Source organism: Nocardia sp. CA-129566 (assembly GCF_050956075.1).
In the GTDB taxonomy this organism is placed as follows: Bacteria; Actinomycetota; Actinomycetes; order Mycobacteriales; family Mycobacteriaceae; genus Nocardia.
The window spans coordinates 5,063,466-5,087,329 of the sequence record NZ_CP192085.1 but is presented as its reverse complement, the minus strand read 5'-3'; the positions used below and the strand labels follow the sequence as shown (position 1 = coordinate 5,087,329).

The 23,864-nt window shown below is 65.9% G+C and carries 18 protein-coding genes; 6 read left to right on the top strand and 12 right to left on the bottom strand.

The window, feature by feature from the left end; all coding sequences use genetic code 11:
* The first annotated feature begins 134 nt into the window (after positions 1 to 134).
* Complete coding sequence (locus ACQP0C_RS21990) at positions 135 to 2,321, top strand: molybdopterin-dependent oxidoreductase (RefSeq protein WP_433722598.1); 2,187 nt, start codon at positions 135 to 137, stop codon at positions 2,319 to 2,321.
* Positions 2,322 to 2,777: 456 nt separating this feature from the next.
* Here ACQP0C_RS21990 and ACQP0C_RS21985 read toward each other — a convergent pair whose 3' ends face one another.
* The 10 genes from ACQP0C_RS21985 to ACQP0C_RS21940 form a co-directional block, all read right to left on the bottom strand.
* Entirely contained in the window at positions 2,778 to 4,076 is a 1,299-nt protein-coding gene (locus ACQP0C_RS21985; protein ID WP_433722596.1) for a cytochrome P450, read from the bottom strand.
* Between the two features lie 760 nt (positions 4,077 to 4,836).
* Positions 4,837 to 6,252, bottom strand: coding sequence for a cation:proton antiporter (locus ACQP0C_RS21980; protein ID WP_433722594.1), 1,416 nt, complete (start codon positions 6,250 to 6,252; stop codon positions 4,837 to 4,839).
* Positions 6,253 to 6,354: 102 nt separating this feature from the next.
* Positions 6,355 to 6,951 (bottom strand): hypothetical protein, encoded by a 597-nt coding sequence (locus ACQP0C_RS21975; protein ID WP_433722592.1) that lies wholly within the window; start codon positions 6,949 to 6,951, stop codon positions 6,355 to 6,357.
* Positions 6,952 to 6,999: 48 nt separating this feature from the next.
* Positions 7,000 to 8,496: an NAD(P)/FAD-dependent oxidoreductase gene (locus tag ACQP0C_RS21970; protein WP_433722590.1), complete on the bottom strand. Its 1,497-nt coding sequence runs from the start codon at positions 8,494 to 8,496 to the stop codon at positions 7,000 to 7,002.
* A 1,034-nt stretch (positions 8,497 to 9,530) separates the two neighbouring features.
* Positions 9,531 to 10,640: a hypothetical protein gene (locus ACQP0C_RS21965; protein WP_433722588.1), complete on the bottom strand. Its 1,110-nt coding sequence runs from the start codon at positions 10,638 to 10,640 to the stop codon at positions 9,531 to 9,533.
* A 315-nt stretch (positions 10,641 to 10,955) separates the two neighbouring features.
* Entirely contained in the window at positions 10,956 to 11,342 is a 387-nt protein-coding gene (locus ACQP0C_RS21960; protein ID WP_433722586.1) for a hypothetical protein, read from the bottom strand.
* Between the two features lie 227 nt (positions 11,343 to 11,569).
* Positions 11,570 to 13,888 carry a molybdopterin-dependent oxidoreductase gene (locus ACQP0C_RS21955; protein ID WP_433722585.1) on the bottom strand — a complete coding sequence of 773 codons (2,319 nt, stop codon included), beginning with the start codon at positions 13,886 to 13,888 and terminating at the stop codon, positions 11,570 to 11,572.
* 42 nt (positions 13,889 to 13,930) lie between these two features.
* Positions 13,931 to 14,902: an enoyl-CoA hydratase/isomerase family protein gene (locus tag ACQP0C_RS21950; RefSeq protein WP_433722583.1), complete on the bottom strand. Its 972-nt coding sequence runs from the start codon at positions 14,900 to 14,902 to the stop codon at positions 13,931 to 13,933.
* A 146-nt stretch (positions 14,903 to 15,048) separates the two neighbouring features.
* Positions 15,049 to 15,675 carry a TetR/AcrR family transcriptional regulator gene (locus tag ACQP0C_RS21945; protein WP_433722581.1) on the bottom strand — a complete coding sequence of 209 codons (627 nt, stop codon included), beginning with the start codon at positions 15,673 to 15,675 and terminating at the stop codon, positions 15,049 to 15,051.
* A gap of 267 nt (positions 15,676 to 15,942) precedes the next feature.
* Complete coding sequence (locus ACQP0C_RS21940) at positions 15,943 to 16,833, bottom strand: alpha/beta fold hydrolase (RefSeq protein ID WP_433722579.1); 891 nt, start codon at positions 16,831 to 16,833, stop codon at positions 15,943 to 15,945.
* A 136-nt stretch (positions 16,834 to 16,969) separates the two neighbouring features.
* On the opposite strand from ACQP0C_RS21940, the gene ACQP0C_RS21935 reads away from it, so the two are divergent.
* Complete coding sequence (locus tag ACQP0C_RS21935; RefSeq protein ID WP_433722577.1) at positions 16,970 to 18,829, top strand: Na+/H+ antiporter; 1,860 nt, start codon at positions 16,970 to 16,972, stop codon at positions 18,827 to 18,829.
* Between the two features lie 15 nt (positions 18,830 to 18,844).
* Here ACQP0C_RS21935 and ACQP0C_RS21930 read toward each other — a convergent pair whose 3' ends face one another.
* Complete coding sequence (locus tag ACQP0C_RS21930) at positions 18,845 to 19,393, bottom strand: TetR/AcrR family transcriptional regulator (RefSeq protein ID WP_433722576.1); 549 nt, start codon at positions 19,391 to 19,393, stop codon at positions 18,845 to 18,847.
* Between the two features lie 228 nt (positions 19,394 to 19,621).
* On the opposite strand from ACQP0C_RS21930, the gene ACQP0C_RS21925 reads away from it, so the two are divergent.
* From ACQP0C_RS21925 to ACQP0C_RS21915, 3 genes are read left to right on the top strand one after another with little or no spacing between them, the layout of a single operon-like run.
* A complete protein-coding gene (locus ACQP0C_RS21925; protein WP_433722574.1) occupies positions 19,622 to 20,311 on the top strand; it encodes a TetR/AcrR family transcriptional regulator in 690 nt (229 codons plus the stop codon).
* Positions 20,308 to 20,985 carry an enoyl-CoA hydratase-related protein gene (locus ACQP0C_RS21920; protein WP_433722572.1) on the top strand — a complete coding sequence of 226 codons (678 nt, stop codon included), beginning with the start codon at positions 20,308 to 20,310 and terminating at the stop codon, positions 20,983 to 20,985. The genes ACQP0C_RS21925 and ACQP0C_RS21920 overlap by 4 nt, the downstream gene beginning before the upstream one ends.
* Positions 20,986 to 21,015: 30 nt before the next feature.
* Positions 21,016 to 21,798: a crotonase/enoyl-CoA hydratase family protein gene (locus ACQP0C_RS21915; RefSeq protein WP_433722570.1), complete on the top strand. Its 783-nt coding sequence runs from the start codon at positions 21,016 to 21,018 to the stop codon at positions 21,796 to 21,798.
* Between the two features lie 12 nt (positions 21,799 to 21,810).
* Here ACQP0C_RS21915 and ACQP0C_RS21910 read toward each other — a convergent pair whose 3' ends face one another.
* Positions 21,811 to 22,524 (bottom strand): dienelactone hydrolase family protein, encoded by a 714-nt coding sequence (locus ACQP0C_RS21910; protein ID WP_433722568.1) that lies wholly within the window; start codon positions 22,522 to 22,524, stop codon positions 21,811 to 21,813.
* A 166-nt stretch (positions 22,525 to 22,690) separates the two neighbouring features.
* Between ACQP0C_RS21910 and ACQP0C_RS21905 the strand changes: the two genes are divergently transcribed.
* Entirely contained in the window at positions 22,691 to 23,863 is a 1,173-nt protein-coding gene (locus ACQP0C_RS21905) for a lipase family protein (RefSeq protein WP_433722566.1), read from the top strand.
* Position 23,864 lies beyond the last annotated feature (1 nt).

The window sequence follows — 23,864 nt, the reverse complement described above, 5'->3', positions numbered from 1 at the left end:
GCCTGCCCCTGCACACTGGATCCTGCAGCGCCCGAGTCGGACACCCGGGTGTGTTATTGGCGTTCGGCCGATAAGCTCGACACGAGGCTGGAGCCGGACTCCGGCAGTGTTGGACCAATGTGGAGTGAAGACTCATGAGCGCGACCACGATTGCCCGCCAGTGCACTCTGTGTGAAGCCCATTGCGGAATCTTGGTAACCGTCGAGGACGAACGGGTAACCCGGATCGAAGGCAATCCCGACGATGTACTCTCCGCCGGGTACATCTGCCCGAAGGCGACGGCGATGGGTGGCCTGCATCACGACCCGGACCGGCTGCGTACTCCGTTGCGCCGGGTGGGTGACCGGTTCGAACCGGTCGGCTGGGATGAGGCGTTCCAGGAGATCGGGCAGCGGCTGCGCCGGATCCGCCGCGAGCACGGCGCCAGCGCTATCGGGATGTATCTGGGTAATCCGGCCGCGCACAGCTCCTCGGTGATCTATGGCGCGCTGCTTCGAGTGGCGCTGATGACTCGCAACTTCTACTCCGCGTCCTCGATCGACCAATTCCCGCAGGAATTCGTGGCGTGGCGGATGTTCGGCGCGAACCTGCTGATGCCGGTGGTCGACATCGACCGCACACACCGGTTGGTGATCATGGGCGCCAATCCGGCGGTGTCGAACGGGTCGGTGAGCACCATGCCGGGCGCGAAGCTGCGCATCCAGAAGGTGCGTCGCCGCGGCGGCAAGGTGGTGGTGATCGACCCGCGGCGCACCGAGACCGCGCGGCTGGCCGATGAGCATGTCGCGGTGGCGCCCGGCGGCGACCCATATCTGCTACTGGGAATGCTGCATGTGCTGGTGACCGAAAAACTGTGTGACGAAGACCGGATTCGTGCGCAGTGCACCGGATGGGGCGAATTGTGCGCGCTGGTCGCCGATTTCACGCCCGAGCGGGCGGCAGTACCTGCCGGGGTGGACGCGCAGACGATTCGGCAGCTGGCGCGCGAGCATGTGGCCGCACCCTCGGCGGTGCTCTATGCCCGGATCGGGGTGTGCCAGCAGGTAACGGGGACGTTGACGCACTGGCTGGTGAACACCATCAATGCGGTCACCGGGAACCTGGACCGGCCGGGCGGGCAGATGTTCGCCGAACCAGCAGTGGATGGGGCTTCGTTCGGTCGCTTCGTGCCGATGGCGCACGGTGCGTGGACCGATAGCTCGGGCCGGTTCAAGTCTTTCCGGTCGGAGCTGCCGGTGGCGGTGCTCGCCGATGAAATGGAGCAGGGCCACATCAAGGCGATGATCACCTATGCGGGCAACCCGGTCCTGTCCACGCCACAGCGCGGCCGGCTCGGTGCTGCGCTGGACGGGCTGGAGTGCATGGTGGCGGTGGATCTCTATCTGACCGAGACCGCGAGACACGCCGATTTCGTGCTGCCACCGGTCTCGCCGCTCGAGCACGCCGATCTGGATTTGGTGCTGGCGGCCTTCAGCGTGCGCAACAACGTCCGCTTCAGCGAGCGGGTCTTCGAGCCACCCAAGGGTGCGCTGGAGGACTGGGAGATCCTGGCCCGCCTGATCACCGAGGTGCTGCCGCTGCCAGCGCGGTCGATCACCAGCCGGGTGCTCAACGGTGTGTTCGATCAACTGAGCCCGCTGCGGATGGCGATGGCCGGGATCGCCGCCGGCCCGTACGGAGTGCTGCGGCGCGGCTGGAACGGTTTGACCTTCGGCAAGGTGAAGGCGGCGCCGGGCGGTATCGACCTGGGCCCGCTGCGACCGCGGTTGCGTTCGCTGATCGCAACCAAGGATCGCAAGGTGCAGCTGGCGCCGCAGGATTTCCTCATCGGCGCACGGACTTTGATCGACGACACCTCCAATGGGGTGGTACCGACAAAGGCACCCGAGGGCTTCGATCTTCGGCTGATCGGCCGACGGCACCTGCGCAGCAACAACTCCTGGCTGCACAACCTCCCGCCCATGGTGAAAGGCCGCGACCGATGCACCGCGCTGATGCATCCAGCCGATGCCGCCGAACGCGGACTGTCCGACGGTGAACCGGTGACCGTGACTTCACCGATGGGTTCGATCGTGGTGACCCTCGAGGTGAGCGACGACATCCGCACCGGTGCGATCGCGATCCCACACGGCTGGGGACATCAGGACCCCGGTGTCGGCTGGCAGGTGGCGGCGCAGCTGCCAGGCGCCAATGTGAACCTGCTGCACGATCCCTCGCTCACCGACACCTTCACCGGCTGTTCCGCGGTCAACAACACGTGGGTGTCGGTAACCCCAGCGCCCACCGATCCCGCGCTAGTGGGCGCAGATTCGACCGGGTGATGGGACAAGTGCGCGGAACTGTTCGGCGTGCGCGAATCGCGGGAAAGATGTGCGCGCGATCGGTAGAGCCGGACCGGCACCGTCATGTGACCGTGGTGATCGCAACCATATGGATGCACACGATGTAAGGAGAGGCGCTCTTCCGAGCGGGGCAGCGGCAACGGCGTCCCGGCCTGTTCCGCGAGGGACGCTGAGCGATCCTCGGACATCTCCCCCGGCTTTGGCGTCGACGAGCCCGGGGTGAGGGCATGGACTGACCCAGCACCGATCAAAGATGTATGCAGACAACGAGATTCACGAGATCGTCGCGAGGAAGGCTCAGGCCGCGCCGGTGATGGCGGATCCGATGTGAACCTCCGGGCCACTGCCGTGCTGCGGCCGTCGACGAATACGCCGCGATGGCACCTGGCAGAACGGCCCGGCTGTTCCTGATGCTGGGCACCAACCAGAGGAGATCTACACGATATTCATCGGCGGAGACGGTGAGAAAGTGACCGGAAGTGCTGTCATAGCCCGGTGGAACGGGCCCGGCCGCCAGATCAGCTCGTCCACACGGCCGTTCAGTTCGATGTCGGGCAGGGCATCGAACAGCAGATCGATGGCGAACTGGACCGTAAGGTAGGCCACGTCTTTGGCGGGGCATGCGTGTGGCCCTGCGCTCCATGCCAGATGTGAGCGATTGCCGAGACTGCTCTCCTCCGAGTCGTTGGTTCTGCGGATCTTGGGGTCGTTATTGCAGGCGGTAAGGCTGATGACGACCGGCTGATCGGCGGGCAACCAGATATCGTCGACCATTACCGGCTGCCGCGGGTAGGTTGTGCAGAAGTTCGCCATGGGCGGGTCGTTGAACAGAATCTCGTCAAGAGCGTTGATCGTCGACAGGTTCCTGCCGAGCACATTGCCGAATGCGAATCGGTCGTCGGTGATCATCAGCAGCAGTGCATTCGTGATCAGATTGCGCTGTGCTTCGAAACCGGCGCCATAGAACGACATCAGCTGGGCGAATATCTCTTCGTCGTTGAGCCCGGCGGCATGGTTCGCCATCCGCGAGGTGACGTCGTCGCCGGGCTGTTCGCGCTTGAGCCGAATCAGCTCCATCAGTGCCTGTTTGAGCATGATCATGCCTTCGCGGCTCTTGACCGTGTCGAATCTCGCGGCCATTCCGGCCGCGACCCGCTGCCCGATTTCGGCCGGGCAGCCGACCATCTGGTTCAGCACTTCCAGGACAAGCGGAAAGGCGTACTGTCGCACCAGGTCGGCGTTGCCTGCCCGGCAGAAGGTGTTGATCACCGGGACGGCGGCCTTCTCGACGAGGGAAGGCAAAGTGTCCGTGGCGATCCCGTCGATGCCCGCGACGGAGGCATCCCGGAAGCGTTTGTGTTCCAAGCCGTCGTTGTTCCGCGCGGCCGGCAGCCACGCCATCATCGGCCGGACCGGGCAGTCCTCAGGAATGCTCTTCTGCCATGTTCGTGGATCGGCCGGAAAGTGGTTGGGGTCGTTCAGGATTCTGACCGCGGTGGAGTGGCCGATCACGAGGGTCGCTTTTACACCGGGTGCCAACAGGACCGGAACAATCGTTCCGTATTTGCGTCGCATCTCGCTGTAGGTGTGATGTGGGTCAGCCACGAAATCCGGGGTGTACAACGGTACTCGGATGTCGGTGTCGCCCAACGATTCGTGCTGGACGGGGCAGACTCCGGGCGCAGTGACGGTGCCGGGCGCGGACGTTGGGGACTGTGGTGTGGTCAAAGACATGACTCCAGACGAGGGCAGGAATTGGACAAGCAAGACTTCATCGGTGAGCGCGTGCACATCCCTCGTTCAGGTGCCTCGAGCGAGGGCAGCGGTGTGTCGGGTCGTTGAGCGTTCGCAACGACAGCCTTCCAGACCTGTTCTGAACCCGGCGACTCGCCCACGCTAGCAACATAGCAACGAGTGGCCGGTAGTGCTTGCGAACGTTGTAGCGTCAACCTCGTTCCGCTCGCCCTTCGCGATCGTCTATTCGACGGCCAGCGTCCGGGTCGGCGGTGGGCAGGTGGAGTGCTGAATCCGGTGCGGTGCTGTCGGATTCGGCGATCGGGCACCCGGCCGCAGCACGGTCGGCACTGACCAGTTCGATATGTCGGCACATGGATGTGACTGCGCACCAACATGATCTGCAGAAGTCGGGTGAGGTGTTCCGGTGGCGTAGAGAAGCTGGATTCGCCGGTTGGCCGAGTTGGCGCAGCGCCCTGCGGGCGTGATCGGTCAGATCACTGTGGGGCCTGCGAAGACAACGAGATCGCGTTGTCGGCACCGCTTTTCGAATGCCGCGACAATGCAGAGGCGGCCGATGCACTCCGCCGCCACGGTGGCCCACCTGAGTCCTTGTCGACCGCAAGGGGGCTCAACGAGTCCGGCGCGTCGCTGAACCGGATCGCGTCGCTGTGATCGATCCCAATCGGTCCAGAGGCACAGGAACGGACTTGTCGCAGTAGGGCATAAGGTATGCCGACAAATTTCGGTGCCTCGCGGGCTAGGTGGCCTCACCGCTGCGCTCGTGTTCGTCGCTGCGCTCGGTCGTTGTCCCAGTCCCACGATCCCGCAGCAGAGTCGATGCGACGGTTTCCTTGCGCTGCTCGCCATTCGGCCCGAAGACCATTCCGTTCTTCCATGCGCTGCGCTCGAACATCCGCTGCAGCGGGGTCGCGACGAAGGTGGTCACCAATGTCATGAGGGCAAGGATCGTGTAGAGCTCGGCGGTGATGAGCCCGGACGACAGTCCGATGTTCAACAGCACCAGTTCCATCAACCCGCGAGCGTTGGCCAGCGCACCCATCGCACCCGCCTCCCGCCATCCCATCCCCTGCGTCCGGGCGACCAAGCCGATAGCACCGAACTTGCTGACGAACGACACCACCAACACCAGCGCGGTCACCGCGAGCACCGCCGGATCGAAGACCAGACTCAGCGTGGTGTTGAGTCCGGTATAGATGAAATACGCCGGCAACAACAGATAGCTGACCAGCGGTTCCAGCCGTTCACGGATACGGTCCAGCAACTGCCCGCGCGGCATACACAGACCGGCAACGAATGCGCCCAGCACCGAATGGATGCCGACATAGTCGGTGAAACTCGCCGCCAGCAACACCACAACCAGCACCACCACCAACGGCCCGACCGGCAGACCACCCGTGCGTTCGCGATCACCCGGGCGCGGGGTCCACGTGCTGAGACGGGCCAGCATTCGCCGTCCGATCACCGCCATGAACAGCACATACGCCAAACCCCCACCGGCCGCGAGGAACGCGCCACCCAGGCTGTCCTTCGCGGTGGCGACCACAACGGCCAGCAGGATCCACGCACACGCGTCATCGACAGCCGCACACGCCAGCGACATCGTGCCCAACCGCGTCTTCAGCAGTCCAGAATCGTAGATGATCCAGGCCAGAATCGGGAACGCGGTCACCGCGACCGCGGCCGCAAGAAACAGCGCCCCTTGCCAATTCGCCATCCTGTCGGTGAAATACCGCCCCTGCCCCACCAGCCACCAACCGACCACCGCCCCCAGCACCATCGGCACCGCGACACCCACCGCCGATGTCGCCCCGGCCTGCCGCACATGCGAGCCCAGGATATCGAGATCGAACGACGACCCCACCAGGAACATGTAGAGAATCAGCCCCAACTGCCCGACCACATAGATCGCGGTCAGATTCGGGTGGACGATGCTGGTGTCGCCGATGTGGAGTCTGATCGGAAACAGCCACTGCTGAGCGGCGGGCCACACCGACCCGAGAACCGAGGGACCGAGTAGGAATCCGGCGACCATGACGACCACCACCTGCACCTGCCCCAACCGCCGCAGCAGGGGCCACAGCAGCCGATAGGTCACCAGGATGACCGCGAGTTGCAGGAACAGGCGGGTGGTGATCTCCAGTAGCGATGGCATCGCAGCTCCCTACCTCGACGTGACCGGAATGAATGAAATGGCTCGCGGCCCACTACAAGCGTGGCGATCGGTGGAAGATTCGTCGATCTGCCGCCCGCTGCTCTAGCGCGGTCGGAGATCATCGCCGGATAGTTGGCTGTGGTCCGGTGGGATGACATCGGGGTTGAAGGCCTCGCGGATGTAGCAGACGGGCCGGTCTTCGAGCTCCATGACATAGGCCCTCATCGCGCATGGTCGACCATCCGGCCAACTCATGAGTCCCGCTCGCAGCATGCGGCGGCGTTGGGATACACCACGAGAGATCAGCCCCGTCCCGATCGGAATGTGCAGAGCGTCGATTCCGGACGCGGCCGCCAGTTCGCGCACCGCGACGACATCGTTGACCGATGCGGTCACCATGTCGGCAGTGATCAAACAGGACCGGCGCACGAGGACACGATCGATGCCGGACACCTCCAACGGCACGGTGGCAGTGGCCGGTACCGCGCTGGCCGCGACATCGCCTTGGCACACCACTTGGACGTGGAGCTCCGCGCCGACGATCGCCTCGAGTGCGGGCATGGTGAAACCTGTACTGCCCAACAGCATCCGGGTGACCGGGTGTCCGAATCGCCCGATCGCGTCCGAGATCATCCGGACATCCGAGCTATCGGGCGAGGAATCGCCCGGTAGCTCGGGGCCGGAATGCATGACCGTCACAGCCGGCTCCGCACAGCGGTTCTCACGAGAATCTGTCAGCGCCGCTGCTCAATGCACAGGCTCGCCGACAGGCTTCGGCGGACGGACCGGCCGCGTCCATCGCTGAATTTCTTCAGTGGTGAGTGGCTGTTTGGTCAGTCCCAGAGGCGCGTCGGTGACGCGCAATTCACCGTCGGCCATTCCGGAGAACGGGCGACGCCAGACATCCCAGACAGGCGACATATCCAGACCGGTGTTGTGCTTGCTGTCGCCGCCCATGTAGTTGAGGTTGGCTGATTCATCGTAGAGGTGACCGACCTCGGACATGAGGGTGTCGGATCCGGTGAGCTGCTGTTCACCCGATGACTCGCGCATGTCGGTCAGCCCGGACATGATCTTGGTGAACGACGTCTCCGGAGTGTCGCCTTCTTGCGCCTCGGTAAGTCTGCTGGCGTGTCCGAAGTACTCATCGGCACCGATGTATTGCTCATACATTCGCGAGACCAACACAAAGAATCGCGTGTATGCGCGCCGGAGGGTGTGCTGGTAGAAGCCGAGGGCCTCGGCCTCATCCAGATCGCATCGCAGGATGCTCGCGATCGACGCCGCAGCGACCAGCCCACCGTAGGTACCTAGGTGTACTCCGGTGGATAGCAACGGATCCAGGAATGCCGCCGCGTCACCGACGACGGCCCACCCTGGTCCGCAGAACTTGTCGGAGGTGTAGGAGTAGTCGGTCTCGGCCTTAACCTCCGCGACCCGGGTTGCGCCGGTGAGCATTTCACCCATGGGTGCGCTCTCGCCGATTGTGTCGAGGTAGTACTGCTCGAGTCCGCGCTCCCGAATCTTGTCCATGGCCTTTCTGGTGGCGACGACATAGCCGACACTGTTGCGGCCGCCCGCCAGCGGAATGTGCCAGAACCAACCGCCTTCGGGGGTGGAGACCACGTTGATCGCGCCTTCTGGACTATCCGGATGAAGGTGTGAGCCCTCCCAGTACGACCAGACCGCGACATTGCGGAATCCCGGAAGTTGTTCGCGCTGAAGGAGTCCCTTTTTGGCCAGCACACCTGCCCGGCCGGAGGCGTCGACAAGGAAGTCGAACTCGGTTGTGTGAATCGTGTCGTCACCGCGGACGGTCCACTCGACGGCCGTGGGACGCTCACCGTCGGTGATCACATTCGTGACGGTGGCTCGCTCGATCACCTCCGCGCCCTGTTCGCGGGCGTTTTTCAGCAGGATGTGGTCGAAGTCGGCACGATCGACCTGCCACGACCACGCGTCCTCGTCGACCAACCGAGACCAGTCCAACAGCCAGTGGTCGGTCTGCCACTGGAAATAGCCGCCCCGCTTGACCTGGAAGCCGTGTGCGGCAACCGCGTCGTAGGCGCCGGACACGCGCAACGTCGACAAACACGACGCCAGCAGCGACTCTCCGATGTGATACCGCGGATGTTCGTCGTGTTCCAGGACTGTTACTCGGAAACCTCCTGCCCGAGCCAGCGTGGCTGCGGTGGTCGAACCGGCTGGGCCGCCACCGATGACCAGAACGTGCGGAATGTTCATGCGAACTCCCTGGATCTGCCGACAAGGATCGTGCGTCGGCACCGGTGACCGAACCAACTCCGGGCCGTCCACGGTCGTAGACACACCCGAGCTAAGCATTGCCATTGGTTAGCCACGGTAACGACGCACGTCATTGATTGTAGCAATCGATGACGAGTTCTCAACTAGGAGAATGCAATTCAGCGGGATGCTGGTGTCGAACTCGCGGTGACTGAGGGGTCGCTGAAATCCCCGAACGAGACTTTCACGCTTAACCGTCGTCACTCGAGGTGACGGGCGACGCTCCGAACAAGATAGTGGGGTCGACGCAGAAACCGTTGCGGGGGAAGGCTATTTAGCCAGCTAGGCGGTATCGCAGCTGGGAATGTAATGGCTCGGCCAGGCGGTGATCATCGAAGTCGTAGGTCATCACCTCACTCTCCCTATGGCATTTAGACTACGGCCGCCCCACCCGGCACACGACTGGTTCCATCCAGAATCATTGCGGCGGTGAACTTCACCTCAGCACTCGGCCGGCTCTGGGTGAGGGTCCTTCGCGCGCGGATAGCCATGCGGCGGAGCCCATTACCGGGCGGTAGTCCAGCTACGTGAGGGTGACCGCTTGCGCGTGCGTCGGATCACCCAGCGCGACAACTGGATTGGCCCGCGCGCTGCCCGTGGCTCGGCTGGATCGGATGTCAATCCTGTTGTCCGAGAGCGCAGCATCGGGTGCATGGGTGCGACGAGAGATCGACACATCGCCGAGCCCCGATCCGTGTGCATTGCCAGTGCGCGTTGTGGCGGCTGTGGTCACCGCTGTCTGTTCTGCGGCCTCGACTTGCACCCGTCGATCCCATACGCGGACGCGACGCTGTAAGCGGTTCGGTCCGACTCCTCTGCGAAGCTTCCGAGGGTCCCGGCATTGCCACCGGCGTCCGGTGACACGACACCGACGGTCACCCGCCGTCCCTACGAAGGGTGTGCTCGATCGCGCCGCCCGGGCTCGCGCACAGCGCCTGCTCCCGGACCGCGCGATCCGTGCTCAGCCGACGGCCCTAGCCGTGCGTTTCGTCGGCGAGCGCTACGGCGATCATGTTCGCGGCCGCGAGCGCCGCGTCCTCGGCACTGCATCGGCCGAGCCCGCATGCGGTGCCGACCCCGTAAGCGGTTCGGCCGGAGGCCTGTTCGAAATGCGTCAGCGCGCGGGCGCTGTCTTCGGCGGAGTCCGGAGAAACGACACCCGCGATCAGCCGCCAGCCCGGATCGAGTCTGCGCAACGGAGCATAGAAGGCGCGATCCTGCGGTGCCGGCTCGGCACCGTACGCACAGGGAATGTGCACTGGCGGCAGCGCGACGTCGCGCCTGTTCAGCTGTCGCGCAGTCGAGTTGAGAAGGTTCACCGCAGGGGCGAGATCGCGCGGTGACAGCAAGCTTTTGTGCTTGTAGTCGCCGTAACACAGGTGCACCACAATGTCGGCGGCGATCTCGTGCATCCGCTCGATCACGCCCGCGAGCTGCCGCGCGACCAGCGGGGCGATCGCCCACTGCGCGTGCAACTGCTGCGCTTTCACCATGCTCAGCAGCGCCAGAGGGGATTCGAGTTGGAACACGACACGGTCACCGTGCTGTGCGATGACCGTCCTCATCTCCTCGAGCACCGCGTCAGCGAACACGGGCAGATGCCGAAGCGCCGCGATGAACAGACCCGAGCGGCGTAGCGCTCGTCCGAGAGGAAACCCGTTCGAGACCGCCGCGCCTGCGAATACGAACATGGCCAGATCCAGCGGATTGGGTTGGCTGATCTGTACTTTCGTGGCACCCAGCTCCGCACGGTCGCCCTGCAACGTGTTGAATGCGGCGACGACCTCACCGATCCGGTCGATCCGATCCATACTCACGTGCTGGCGCTCCAGCCTATGGCCCGAGCGCAGACCATAGGACGGGAAGTCGCTGTAATCGGCGTACTCCCCCTGCCGCCTGACCTCGAACACATCCTGGTCCTTGCGTGCCAGCAGGTACTCCATGATCCAGTCCGGATCCAGATCTCGGGGGACCGCCGTCACCGCGTGACCCTCGCTATGGTCGATGACCCACTGCATGACAACGCGATCACTGGTCACCAACTCCGCGGGCAGCGTTCCGACGTAGTGCAATTTTCTAGTCATACCGAGCTCCCCTACTGTCCACACACGTACAAAAGGTTGATCGATCCCATTGTGTCCCACTGGTATCGACCCCCTGTCCCCATGAGCGATTGCCTCAGCAGCGCATCCAGCATCAGCACGGCTCCCGGGAGCGGTTTTCGCTAGGTCGGCTCGCGAGCCTGCGGTTTCGGGCTCGCTCGCGAGTGCTGGCCGGATCGACAGGCGAGATCGGCGGCGCGGTCCGGCCTCGAGAACCGATACGGCCTCAGGTGATGTCGTTCTGCACTTGGGTGGACGACTGACCGGGCCGATGCGAATGGGCACCGATATGGCGGGCTACGGCAATTGGACGGTGATGCGGTAGCCGAGGCGGACCTCGCGGGCCGGGTGGGCGGCGGCGGTCAGATGCAGCCAGCGGTGCAGGGCGTGGCGGGGGTCGGGGACGTAGGCCGCGTGTGCGTGGGCGACGCCGAAGGGAAAGTTTCCGGACGCGGAGGGGGCGGTGGCGGTCATCAGATGCATCTCGGCCCAGAGTCGTGGTTCGGGTGCGTCCTCGGGCAGGGGGTGGGTGTTGGGAAGGAAGAAGCCGAACCGCTCGGCGGGTGCGCCGGAGGTGTGGATGAGCGTCCCGGTCTCGAATAGTCGCACGGTTCCGGTGTGCACCACGCATTGCGGCGTCAGGTGCAGGGGTGGGGCAGGTTGCAGCTCGAGCTGAAAAACCATGCGCCGACTCTACGGTGTCGCCATAGGCACGAAAGCACTGGAGCATGACGAGCGCCCAACCCGGCGCCGCTCGGCGTGAGCCACACACGGGCCGCGCCCGGTGGACCCGCAGGGATGGCCCCGCACGCCGAGCGTGATCCGGTGCAGAACCGGCACCGCGGGGTTGCTTTTCGCGCCGTTTCCACCGGGACCCCGACGCGTGCGGACCGACGCGCACGGACTGGCGGCTACGTGGCTTGCAGCGGTTCGATGCGCGCGGGAACGTGTTTGTGCCACGGCGTTGCGGCAATCGCGTCGCGCCAGGCGGCATCGGTGAGTTCGTTGGCGGCCACTCCGGTGCGGGTGCCGTCGGGCAGGTCGAGGCCGAGGCCGTTGGGCAGTGACGCGTGACCGGGCTGCATGCGGTCGTTGATCTCGACGGCGGCGACGGCGCTGCCGCGGCGGGTGGTGATGCGGGCGTGGTCGCCGGTGGCGAGGCCGAGGGCGTCGGCGTCGGCGGGGTTGAGACGCAGTGCGCCTTCGGGATCGCGGCGGCGCCAGCTGTTGTCGCGGAAGATGGTGTTGGCGGTGAAGGAACGACGTTCACCCGCGGCCAGGACGAACGGGAATTCGGCGGTGGTGTGCGTGGCCGGGGTGCTGGGAAGTTCGCGCAGGGCGTGCAGCAATTCCGGAATTGCCAAGGGGATTCGGGGCTGCGGCAGGTAATCCCAGGCGTCCGGATAGTCGTCGACGGTGAAGGTGACCCCGGAGCGGCCAGCGAGGATGGCGTCGAAGAGGGCGTCGGCATCGGCGTGGCCAGCGCGCCGCATGGCGGCCGGATGCACCCGGGCGACCCGCTGCGCGAGCGCCCACAGCACCGCGGCCGAGCGTGCCCCATCGGGCAGGGTCGGGCCGAGCGTTTCGTAGAGCAGATACGGGGCGAGCCCGCCGATCTTCTTGTCCAGGGCGAGTAATGCGGCAAAGGCCAGGGCATAGGGGCGGCGGCCGAGTTTGGCGGCGGTGCGCAGCACGGCCAGCTGGGTGCGCCCGACGGTGCCCAGTTCCCGGATCAGGCGGGCATAGATCTCGGGTTCGGGCAGGGTGCCGGGCAGCGGGTCGAGCACCGGCGCGCGCAGATGAAAAGTGTTGTGCGGGAACTCCAGATTGAAGAAGGTGGCCTCCCACTTCTCGAACTGGCTGGCCGCGGGTAGCACATAATCGGCGTGACGTGCGGTTTCGGTGAGCGCGACATCGATGACCACGACCAGATCCAGTGCATCGAGCGCGGCGCGGAAGCTGGCCGAATCAGCCAGCGAATGTGCGGGATTGGCGGATTCGATGATCATCGCCCGGAACCGGTCGGGGTGGTCGGTGAGGATCTCCTCGGCGATCGAGTTGCACGCGACCATGCCCCCGAGGATGGGCGCGGCGCTGACCGGGCTGTGTTTGATGTCGCGGCTGTAGCCCGCCAATGGGGCCATCCATGAATGTGGTTGCATGGCACCGGGTTTGGCGAAATTTCCGGTGAGCAGCCAAGATAGCTTGTTCAGATAGGAGATCAGGGTGCTGTTGGGGCTCTGCTGGACGCCGAGGTCCTCATAGGTGGCCACGCTGCCCGCGGTACCGATCCGGTGTGCGGCGGTGCGCAGGAGTTCGACCGGGACACCGCAGGTTTCGGCGTAGGCGGCGATGTCGATATCGCGCAGCACGGCGGTGACCGCGTCGACCTGGTCGAGGTGTTCGGCGATGAAGGTGTGGTCGAGCAGATCGTCCTGGACCAGGATCGCCAGCAGCGCGGCCAGACACCACGCGTCGGTACCGGGGCGGACCTGCAGGTGGATATCGGCCAGATCGGCGGTTTCGGTGCGTACCGGATCGAGCACGATCATGGTGCGGGCCGGATCCTTGGCGATCTGCTGCAATATCGTGCGCGCGCGTGGCACACCGTGGGACTGCCAGGGGTTCTTGCCCAGGAATACCGACACCTCGGCATGTTCGAAGTCGCCGGTGGTGTGGCCGCCGGTCAGATGGGCGTCGACCCAGCCCTCACCGGTCTTCTCCTGAGCGAGCGCGGTGGAGCGGTAGCGGCTGCCCAGTGCCCGACGCAGGGCGCCGCTGTAGGCGCCGCCGAGGTGGTTACCCTGTCCCCCGCCGCCGTAGAAGAAGATCTTCTCGCCGCCGTGTGTCTCCTTGACCGCCGACAGCCGCGCGGCGACCTCGGAAATCGCGGTATCCCAATCGATTTCGGTGAAACTGCCGTCGGCCTCGCGGCGCAGCGGAGCGGTCAGGCGGGTGCCGCCGTTCTGATAGTGATCCAAGCGCAGCGCCTTGTTGCAGGTGTATCCGGCGGAGGCGACGTGGTCCTTGTCGCCACGGATCTTGGCGAAGCTGCGACCGTCGAGTTGGATCAACAGCCCACAGTTGTTCTCGCACAGGATGCAGGCGCTCTTGTGCCACTTGCCTTGTGTGGCAGCGGCATTGGCGTGCTGCTCGCGCTGCGACTGCTCGACATCGCCGACGGGATCGGCTGGTTGGACTCGGCTGCCTTGTGGCGCGGCGGTGCTCATACTGCTCCTGTGGGTCGGTGTGGGTCGGCGCCGTAGGGCTGGTCAACTGGTCTGGTCGACGCGCGTGCCGTCGATCCATGCCTTGGGATCGGCGAGGAACGGGGTATCGCCGAGGCGGGCGAAATCGTCGAAGAAGGCGTCCTGGGTGCGGGTGGCGGCTTTGCTGCTGCCGGTGGACAGGAAGGCGGCGAGTTCGTGGTCGAGGCTGCGTGACAGCGACTTTTCGGTGCCGAAGTAGATCGCGCGTTTGAGTTCCTTGATGACGACCGGGTTGCGGCCGGCCAGGCGGGCGGCGGTGGCCCTGGTTTCGGCGAGCAGATCGTCCTCGGTGGTCAGGCGGTGCACCAGCCCCAGGCGCAGGCCCTCCTGCGCGCTGAGCGGTGCGCCTTCCAGGGTCAGTTCGATCGCTTTGGCCGCACCGATCAGCCGCGGCAGGCGCTGGGTGCCACCGCCGCCGGGAATCAGATCGGCGATGGACTCGATCTGGCCGAGTTTGACGTGGTCGGCGTCGGCGGCATAGCGGATATCGCAGGCCAGGGCGATCTCATGGCCACCGCCGAGGGCCGGACCGTTGATGGCGGCGAGGTAGACCACGCGAGACCGGTTCATGCGCATGGTCGTTCGCTTCCAGCGATGGCCCCACACCATGCCGGTGCCGAGGCCGCCGCCGAAGCGCTCCAGCATCCGCGCCGCGCCCGGCACCCGCAGACCGGTATTGAGCACCGGAATCAGCGGCGCGAGCGCGCGGGCCGGCAGGAACGGATGCGGCATCGCGAGCATGCCGGTCAGCGCGGTCGGATCCGCATGGGTGAGGAAGCGTCCCGGCAGCCCGCCGGTGAGCACGATCGCGCCGACCGTGTCATCGGTGTCGGCGGCCGTGGTGAGCAGATCCAGATCACGCACGACGGTGGGGGTGACGAAGTTCAGCGGCGGCGCGACGATGGTCGCGGTGAGCACTCTCCCGTTGCGGGCCAGGTCGATCGTCTCCAGGTCGAGCTCGGTTGCTCGCGACATCGGCGTCTCCTCGGGTCGGCGCATCGGCGACGGGCGCGGTGAACCCTTCTCGCTACCTACCCGGCACCGACTATGGTCTCCACCATAATCGGGATGTCAAGACACGCTGCCGATCGATCGGCGCGCTGGGGCGCCGCGACCTGCGGCTATTCGCCGGGAGTGCCGATGGCGGCGGCGAGGTGTGCCTGGAGTTCGCCGACGGTGTCCTCGAGCGGGGCCGTATCGCGTTCGACTCGACACAGGGCGATCGCACCCTCGACGGCGGCGACCGTCAGGGTGGCCAGGCGGCGCGAGCGCGCCGGGTCCAAGCCGTGGCGGACCAACAGGTCGGTCAGGGCGGTATTCCAGCGGGCGAAGATCGCCGCGGCGGCCGTGGCGAATCCCGGTGCGTCGTCATTGGTTTCGACGGCGACGGCGAAGATCGGGCAACCCGCGCGGTAATCGCTGTCGATGAGGGTTCGCCGCCACAGCGCGACGAACATGTCCAGGGCGAGCATCGGGTCGTTATCGCGGGTGATCGCCTCGATGAATTCCGACATCGAGGCGCCGGCCGCGGTCAGGGCATCGGAGATCAGCTGGGTGCGACCGCCGGGAAAGTGGTGATAGACCGAACCGCGCGGCGCGCCGGTACTGGCCAACACCCGGTCCACACTGGTAGCGCTCGCGCCGTGGATACGCAGGGATTCGATCGTGCCCTCGATCATCCGCCGCCGCGCGTCCCGTACCCGTGGGCGCGCCGGAGCATCCTTATTCGATCGGCGTGTCGCTGCCATGTAGTCATGGTATGGGACACGCCATAATCGCGTGGTCATGCCTGGTCGAGCGCGCAGACGACGCACCGGCGCACGCCGACGATGGCGTGCGGCTGGATGCGATCGGCCCGCGGACAAAACGGCATGCTCCGGCCATCGTTGGATACGCAAGCGGGCGGGAGCGACCGCGCCGCAGGTCACCTGGCCGGTGCTGTCATTCGTCGCCTGGCTGGGGCTGTTCTGCCTCACCCGGCTGGTGGTGTCCTCGGTTACGTGGCTGGTGACGTCCTATTGCACGTGGCTGGCGTGGAACTCCAGCACCGCCGCCAGGGTTTCCTCGGGGGCCTCGAGCTGCGGATAATGACCGACCTTCGGCAACTCCACGACATCCGGATTCGGAATCAGCTCGCGATAGCGGCGAACCATATGCGCACCGGAGACCGGGTCGATCAGCCCGTCGATCAGCCGGACCGGAACCGGAGTATCGCGCAGCGCGCCCACCCAGCGTTCCCGGTTCGCCTTGCGCTCACCCATATACCTGATCAGCTTGTGCCCATTGCTCTTCCCGTGCTTGCTGCACCACAGGATCCAGAACTGGTCCAGTTCGGTGGTGCTGGGGCGGGTGTCGGGTCCGAAGACCGCGGCGAGGTTGCTGCGAAAGACCCGTTCGGTGCCGAAAACCCCGATCAGCGGTCCGAGCGGACTGGCCAGCAGCTTCTGCACCACCCGAGCCCGGTGGGTCTCGGGGAACAGCCCGCCGTTGAGCAGGCATACCGATTCGATCACCAGCGAGTCGTCGTGGTCGGCGCGGCGTTGTGCATCGCGGGCCAGCAACTCCTGGGCGACGGTATCGCCATAGTCGTGGGCCAGGATGTGCACGCGCGAGATCCCCTGCTCGCGCAGCAGGTTCTCGTGGAGATCGGCCTGATCGGCGATCCGGTAGTCGTAGTTGCGGGGTTTGGCCGACCAGCCGAAGCCGATCATGTCCGGTGCGATCACCCGGGCGAAGCGCTCGCGCAGACCCGGCCACAGCGCATGCCAATCCCAGGACGCGGTGGGAAATCCGTGGATGCAGAGCAGATTTCCGTCGCCGCTCCCGCTGCTGTCCTGCCAGAAGATCTGGTGGCCGCGGTGGGTGTGGCGTCGCCCGCTCGCCCGCCAGGACGCAAACTCTTCCATGTCTACCTCCTTCGTGCCGACAACTATTGCGCGCGAACGCTACCGCCACAGCCGTTCCGGGGAACCGACCTGACTGTCCGTGTCACGTACCATGCGGTCTTTTTGAGCCGGGTATTTGCTCTGCGAGAATGCCAACGTGCATGTCGCGATCGGCCTGGTTGTTCTAGTCGCCTCGGCGGCGTCGCTTGCGGCGCTCGCGCGACGGTTCGGGATATCCGAACCGCTGGTATTGACGCTGGCCGGGGTGGTCGCGTCGTATCTGCCGCACGTGCCCGAGGTGCATCCGGATCCGGAGGTGATTCTGCTCGGATTCCTGCCGCCGCTGCTCTACACCTCCGCGATCCGCACCTCGCTGGTCGATTTCCGGGCCAATGCGCGCACCATCGCGCTGTTATCGGTGGGACTGGTGCTGTTCAGCACGTTCGCGGTCGCGGCGGTGGTGTGGTGGCTGCTGCCGGTGCCATTGGCGGTCGCGGTCGCATTGGGCGCGGTGGTCGCCCCGACGGACGCGGTGGCCGCGACCGGGATCGCGCGCCGCATCGGCATGCCGCGCCGGATCGTCACCATTCTCGAGGACGAGTCGATGTTCAACGACGCGACCGCGCTGGTGACGGTGCGCACCGCGATCGCGGCGGCCGCCGGGACGGTGTCGGTGTGGAAGGCCGGTGGTGACTTCCTGCTCGCCGCCGGCGGCGGTGCCGCGGTCGGCATCGTGGTCGCCTATCTGCTCGCGATGCTGCGGCGGCGCATCACCGATCCGGTGCTGGATACCACGCTGTCGTTTCTGGCGCCCTTCGTCGCCTACCTGCCCGCCGAAGGCATCCAGGCCTCCGGTGTGATCGCGGTGGTGACCTGCGGCATGGTCCTCGGCCACGGTGCGCCGGTATGGCAGAGCGCCGCCTCCCGGATCGCCGAGCGCACCAACTGGCGCACCATCCAGTTCATTCTGGAGAGCGTCGTCTTCCTGATCATCGGATTGCAGATGCGCGCGATCATCGAGGGCGCCTGGGGCAGCGGACTCGATCACCGCAGCCTGATCGTTGCGGCAGTGGCGGTCATGCTGGCGGCAATGCTGTCGCGGCCACTGTGGGTGTTTCCGGTGACGGTGCTCTCGCGCAAACTCGGCTTGTCGAATGCCGATGTGCCGCTGAGCCATCCGCTGGTGGTGTCGTGGGCGGGGATGCGCGGGGTGGTCACCCTGGCAGCGGTGTTGCTGCTGCCTGCCGATACCCCGCAGCTGCCGGTACTGAAGCTGCTCGCGCTCGTCGTGGTCGCGGGAACGCTACTGCTGCAAGGGACTTCGCTGTCGTGGGTGGTGCGACGGCTGCACGTGCGCGGACCCAGTCGCGCGGAAAATGCTCTGCAGAAGGCGAATCTGTTGCAACAGGCCACCGCGGCCGGACTCGCCGAACTGGAAAAACACATCACCCCGGATACGCCGCCGGCGGTCGTCGAGAGCCTGCGTGATCGAGTCACCGGGCGGACCAATGCGGCCTGGGAGCGGCTCGGCCGCTCGGAATCGGAATTGGCGACACCGACCGCGGAATATCGGCGGCTGCGACTCGAGATGTTGCGCGCGGAACGGGAAACCGTACTGCGCGTGCGGGATTCCGGCGGTGCGGACTACGAGATCCTGCAATATGTGCTGTCTCGGCTCGACCTCGAGGAATCGATGATCGACCGCTTCGACGAAACCGAGGAGGAGCGTGTCGAACCACTGGCCGCGCCCGCGGCGGCCGACTCGTGCGAACATCTGCAGGCCGCGCCGCTGCTGCTCGAGCCGAACGAACCCGATGAATGCAAGGAATGCCTGGCCGAGGGACTGACCTGGGTGCATTTGCGAATGTGCGTGTCCTGCGGGCACATTGCCTGCTGCGACTCCTCGGTGGGCAATCACGCGACCAAGCACTACGGCAGCACCGGGCATCCGGTCATGCGCAGCGTCGAGCCGGGTGAGGCGTGGCGGTGGTGCTACGTGGACGAACTGCTCGGTTAGCGTCGAAGCGCTGGCTCACCGCCGGGCGTGCGAATAGATCAACCGCGCGTACTCGGCCAGCAACTGGTCCAGCGAAATGTCCTCACCGCCCGCGGCGATCTGCTGGTAGCCGATCAGCATCGACATCCCGAGCGCGGTGACCACCGCAGTGGTACTGTCGTCGCCCACAACGCCTTTGATCGCCTTGTGCACAGTGCGGCGGCGCGATTCGTCGACCCGCTTGAGTGCGAGGTTCACCGATTCGTCATTGGCGGCCCAGGCGCGGATCGCGGCTTCGGCGGCGTGATGCAGACCCGAGGCCAGGTCGGACATGGCGCGGATATCGTCATCGGGGTTGCCCTGGTTGAAGTTCAGCGTGCGCAGGATGAGGACCTGGCGGTTTTCCCAGTGCTCGAGCAGTGCGTCCACGAAGCCCTGCCAGCTGCCGAAGTGATGGTAGAACGAGCCGCTGGTGACCCCGAGACGGCGGCACAGCACGCCGATATTGAGGCCTTTGAAGCCGAGTTCGGCGAGGACCTCCAGAGCGGTGTCGAAATACTGCTCCTTGGTGACCACTCGTGACATTCGCAGGCGCCGTTTCTGTTCGTGCGGGCAGGGCGGGAGGACCAGACAGTACCTCATCGTATTGCCGTCGCGCTGGAACGTAGCGAAGTCCACGAAATGGCGTCGCCACGCCACCAAGATACCCGTGACCGGGCGAAACATGCAGTGGCGGAGTCGAACAGAGTTCGCCAGCACGATGCGGATCCCCGCGATTTCATTACAGAGCAAACGCTCTGTTATAGTCGTGACATGCCCCGCCCCCGGATCCACGATCCCGACACCGTGCTCGATGCCGCGGAGTCGCTGGCCGTGCGCTCGGGTCCGGCGGCGGTCACCATCCGCGCCGTCGCCGCCATGACCGGAGTGTCCAACGGCGCGATCTATCACACCTTCGGCTCACGCGCGGAACTGTTGGGCCGCAGCTGGTTACGGGCCGCGCGGCGCTATCTGACCATGCAGATGGACCTGGTCGAGGCCCACCTCGGGGCATCCGCGGTGATTGCGCCGAGTTCATCGAACGGCCGGGGCGCCACGGATTCGCCAGACGTCGTCGCCGCGGTACTCGCCGCGGCCGAGACCCCGGTCGAATTCGCGCGACAGTTTCCGGATTCGTCGAAATTGCTGCTGACCGTCTCGCGCGACGAACTGCTCGGCGACGAACTGCCCGACCAGGTCGCGGCCGAACTCGCCGGAACCGATGACGCGCTGGTGAGACTGATCATTCGCCTGTCGCGCGCGCTGTGGGGCCGGGGCGACGGCGCCGCGGTCGATGTGATCACCACCTGCATCGTCGATCTGCCGACCGCCATCCTGCTGCGCCGGAACCGGATCGCCGAACCCATTGCCCGCGAACATCTGCGAGCCGCCGTTCGCGCGGTGCTCGACGTGGGCCCACCAGGCCGAACCTCGAAACCCGACCCCGACGAAGGAACATCATGACCACGCTGAGCTACCACGAGAAGATCGCCGTCCTGGACCTGGGTGTGGACGAAAACCGTTTCACCCCAGCCTTTCTCGAATCGGTCAACGCCGACCTCGACGCCGTGCTCGCCGAGGGCGCCGACGCGCTGGTGACCACCGCGAGCGGCAAGTTCTACTCCAACGGCCTCGACCTGGACTGGCTGGTCGCCAACGGTGAGCGCACCCAGTGGTACATCGGCCAGGTGCAGGCACTGTTCGCCCGGGTACTCACCCTGCCCATCCCCACCGCGGCCGCACTGCCCGGCCACGCCTTCGGTGCGGGCGCCATGCTCGCCCTGGCCCACGACTACCGCGTGATGCGCGGCGACCGGGGCTACTTCTGCCTGCCCGAGGTCGATATCCGCATTCCGTTCACCCCGGGCATGGCCGCGCTGATCCAGTCCAAGCTGACGCCCAAGGCCGCGGTGGCCTCGATGACCACCGGTCGCCGCTTCGGCGGCGTCGACGCCAGGGCGCTCGATATCGTCGACGCCACCGCGGGCGAAGGCGCGGTCACCACCGAGGCCCTCGCGCTGCTCGCCCCACTGGGCGCCAAGGATCCCGGGACGCTCGGCGCGATCAAGAACACCATGTTCGGCCCGGTCGTCACCAAGCTGACCGAGACCGCCCCGTCTACCGTTGCGCCCCGATAGGTTGGCCAGCAGCCGAGCGAGGAGCCCGCTATGACCGACGCCGCCACCCTGCACCGCGAGGGCCACATCGCGATCATCACCCTGAACCGGCCCGAGGCGATGAACGCGGTGAACGCCGCGCTCTCGATCGCCGTCGGCGCGGCACTCGAGGAGTTGGCGGCCGATCGGGAGCTGCGGGCCGGGGTGATCACCGGGGCCGGTCGCGCGTTCTGCGCGGGCGCCGACCTCGAGGAATTGGCGCGCGGCAACGGCATTCACGATCCGCAGCATCCGGAGTACGGATTCGCCGGTCTGGTCCAGCATTTCGTCGACAAACCGCTCATCGCCGCCGTCAACGGATTCGCCCTCGGTGGCGGCACCGAGATCGTGCTGGCCTGCGATCTCGCGGTAATGAGCGCCGAGGCCCACCTCGGACTGCCCGAGGTGACCCGCGGCCTGTTCGCCGCCGCGGGCGGGGTACTGCGGCTGCCGCGCCAGATCCCGCCCAAGATCGCCCATGAGATGGTGCTCACCGGAACCCCGATCGATGCCGCCGCGGCCGCGCACTGGGGGCTGGTCAACCGGGTCGTCCCGGCCGACCGGGTACTGCCCGCCGCAGTGGAACTCGCCGAGACGATCGCCGCCAACGCGCCGCTGTCGGTGCGAGCCTCCAAGCGAATCATGCACCGCGTCAACGAGTTCGGCTCCGAATGGGACACCCCGATCTGGCAGATGAGTTTCCGGGAGGCGGCCCCGATCTTCACCAGCGAGGACGCGCTCGAAGGTCCGCGCGCCTTCGCCGAGAAGCGTGCGCCGCAATGGCGTGGGGAATGACCGATCGCCCGCTCACTGCGAGCCGCCCGCGGCGCCGTCGGTGAGGTGCCTGTCGAAGAAGGCGAAGATGCGATGCCAGGCATCACGGGTGGCGTCCTCGTCGTAGCCGAGGCCGGTGACCCGCAGGACCGGATCGATGGCGAAGACATTCGCGAAACCGTGCATGGTGCCCGGATAGGTCTTGATGTCGTGTTCGACACCGAGTTCGGTGAGCGCGCGGTCGAGTTTGCGGCCCGCGCCGATGAGTGAGGGATCGAGCTGGGCGTAGCTGGCCACCACCGGACACGCGCCCTCGAGCTGGGTGCGGTAGTCGCCGTAGAGACCCGGATAGAACGGCGCGGCCGCGTCGAAACCCATGGGCGCGGTGAGCAATGCGAAACCGCCGCCCATGCAGAAGCCGATGACCGCGGTCTTACCCGTGCAGTCGGGATCGGCGACGAGCCGGTTGCGGGCGGCCAGGACCTCCCGGATCGCCGGACTCGCACCGGTACGGATCAGCGAGCGCATCACCGCGCGGATGCAGCGCACCCGGCCGTTGGCGAACAGGTTCGGGGCGATGGTGAGATAGCCGTAGTCGGCAAGCATTTCGACATTGGCGCGGATATCGGGGCCGAAGCCGACGCCGTCGTGGATCACCACGACACCGGGCCACGGCCCGTTCCCGGTCGGGCGGGCCAGGATCGCCTCGACAGCGCCGTCCGGTGCGTCCAGCTCGATGGTGTTCATGACCAGAATGTATGCCACTGTCTCAGACGTGTACACCTACGCGGTTGCTGTCGCGTGGCGCGCTCGAACGTGCGGCGTGAATTCTCGGAGTTGATGGTGAAATACCGGTCCCTGGGGCGTCGGGTTGGTTTACCCTCAGCGCGTCGTTCGATCGAAAGGTGACCTGTTGTTGTCTCGGCCACCGTGGCGCGCGCTATCGGTCGCGATCGCCTTCGTACTCACCGTATTCGCGGCCTCCACCTTCGTCGCGGCCGATGCCGGCGACTATTCCAGTTTCGATCCCGACCCCACCGGCGATGCCTATCTCGATCAGCATTTCCCGACCGACGGGCTGGCCAACGGCGCCATCCTGTCGTCGCGATCGGTGCGGATTCTGCCGCCGCTGGCCGCGACCTCGGACTTCGATGCCTGGCAGGTGTGGTTCAAAACCACTGCCGCCGACGGCACTTCGATCGCCGCGATCACCACCGTCATGAAACCGAAGGCGTTCAACGGGCGGGTCGTCAGCAACAACTACGCCATCGACAGCGTCGGGCTGAAGTGTAATCCGTCCTACCAACTGACCCATGAGGTCTCCATCGAGGCGCCCGATATCACCCGCCAATTGCTGGCGCACGGTTACGCGGTCGTCATGACCGACTATCAGGGACCGAAGATGGCCTACGCGCACGGGCCGACCCAGGCACGTGAGGTACTCGACGGAATCCGTGCGGCACTGCAGTTTCCGGCGGCGGCGCTGGCGGGCAGCCCCACCACGATGATCGGCTACAGCGGCGGCGCGATCGCCACCGTATGGGCGGCGCAACTGCAGCCGAGCTATGCCCCCGAGTTGCGGATTCTCGGTGCCGCCGCCGGTGGCACACCCGCCGATCTGAGTCTGTTGCGCGCGACCATGGACGGGAAACCGCCCGCCTCGGCGCTGTATCTGATGGCGGCGCTCGGTGTTGCCCGGGTGACGCCCGGCGCATTGGATCTGCTCAACGCGACCGGGGTGCAAACCGCGCGCGAGAGCAAGAACCTGTGCTCCAGTGCCGCGCTGCTCGGTGCCGCACCGATACCGCTGCGCTCATTGACCAGGGTCGACCCGTATCAGGCCGAGGTCACCCAGCGGATCTACCGCGAGACCAAGGCCGGTGGGCTGACGCCGACGATGCCGATCTATCTGTGGCAGGGCGTATTCGACGAATGGATTCCGGTCGCGGGCGCGCAGGCGCTCCAGCAGCGGTGGCAGAGCGCGGGAGTGAACGTGTCCCTCACGCTGCTGCCCTGCGACCATCTCAGCTGTGCGTTCACACCCGGGGCGATCGATCGGATCGACCAGTGGATGGGCGTTGCCTGAG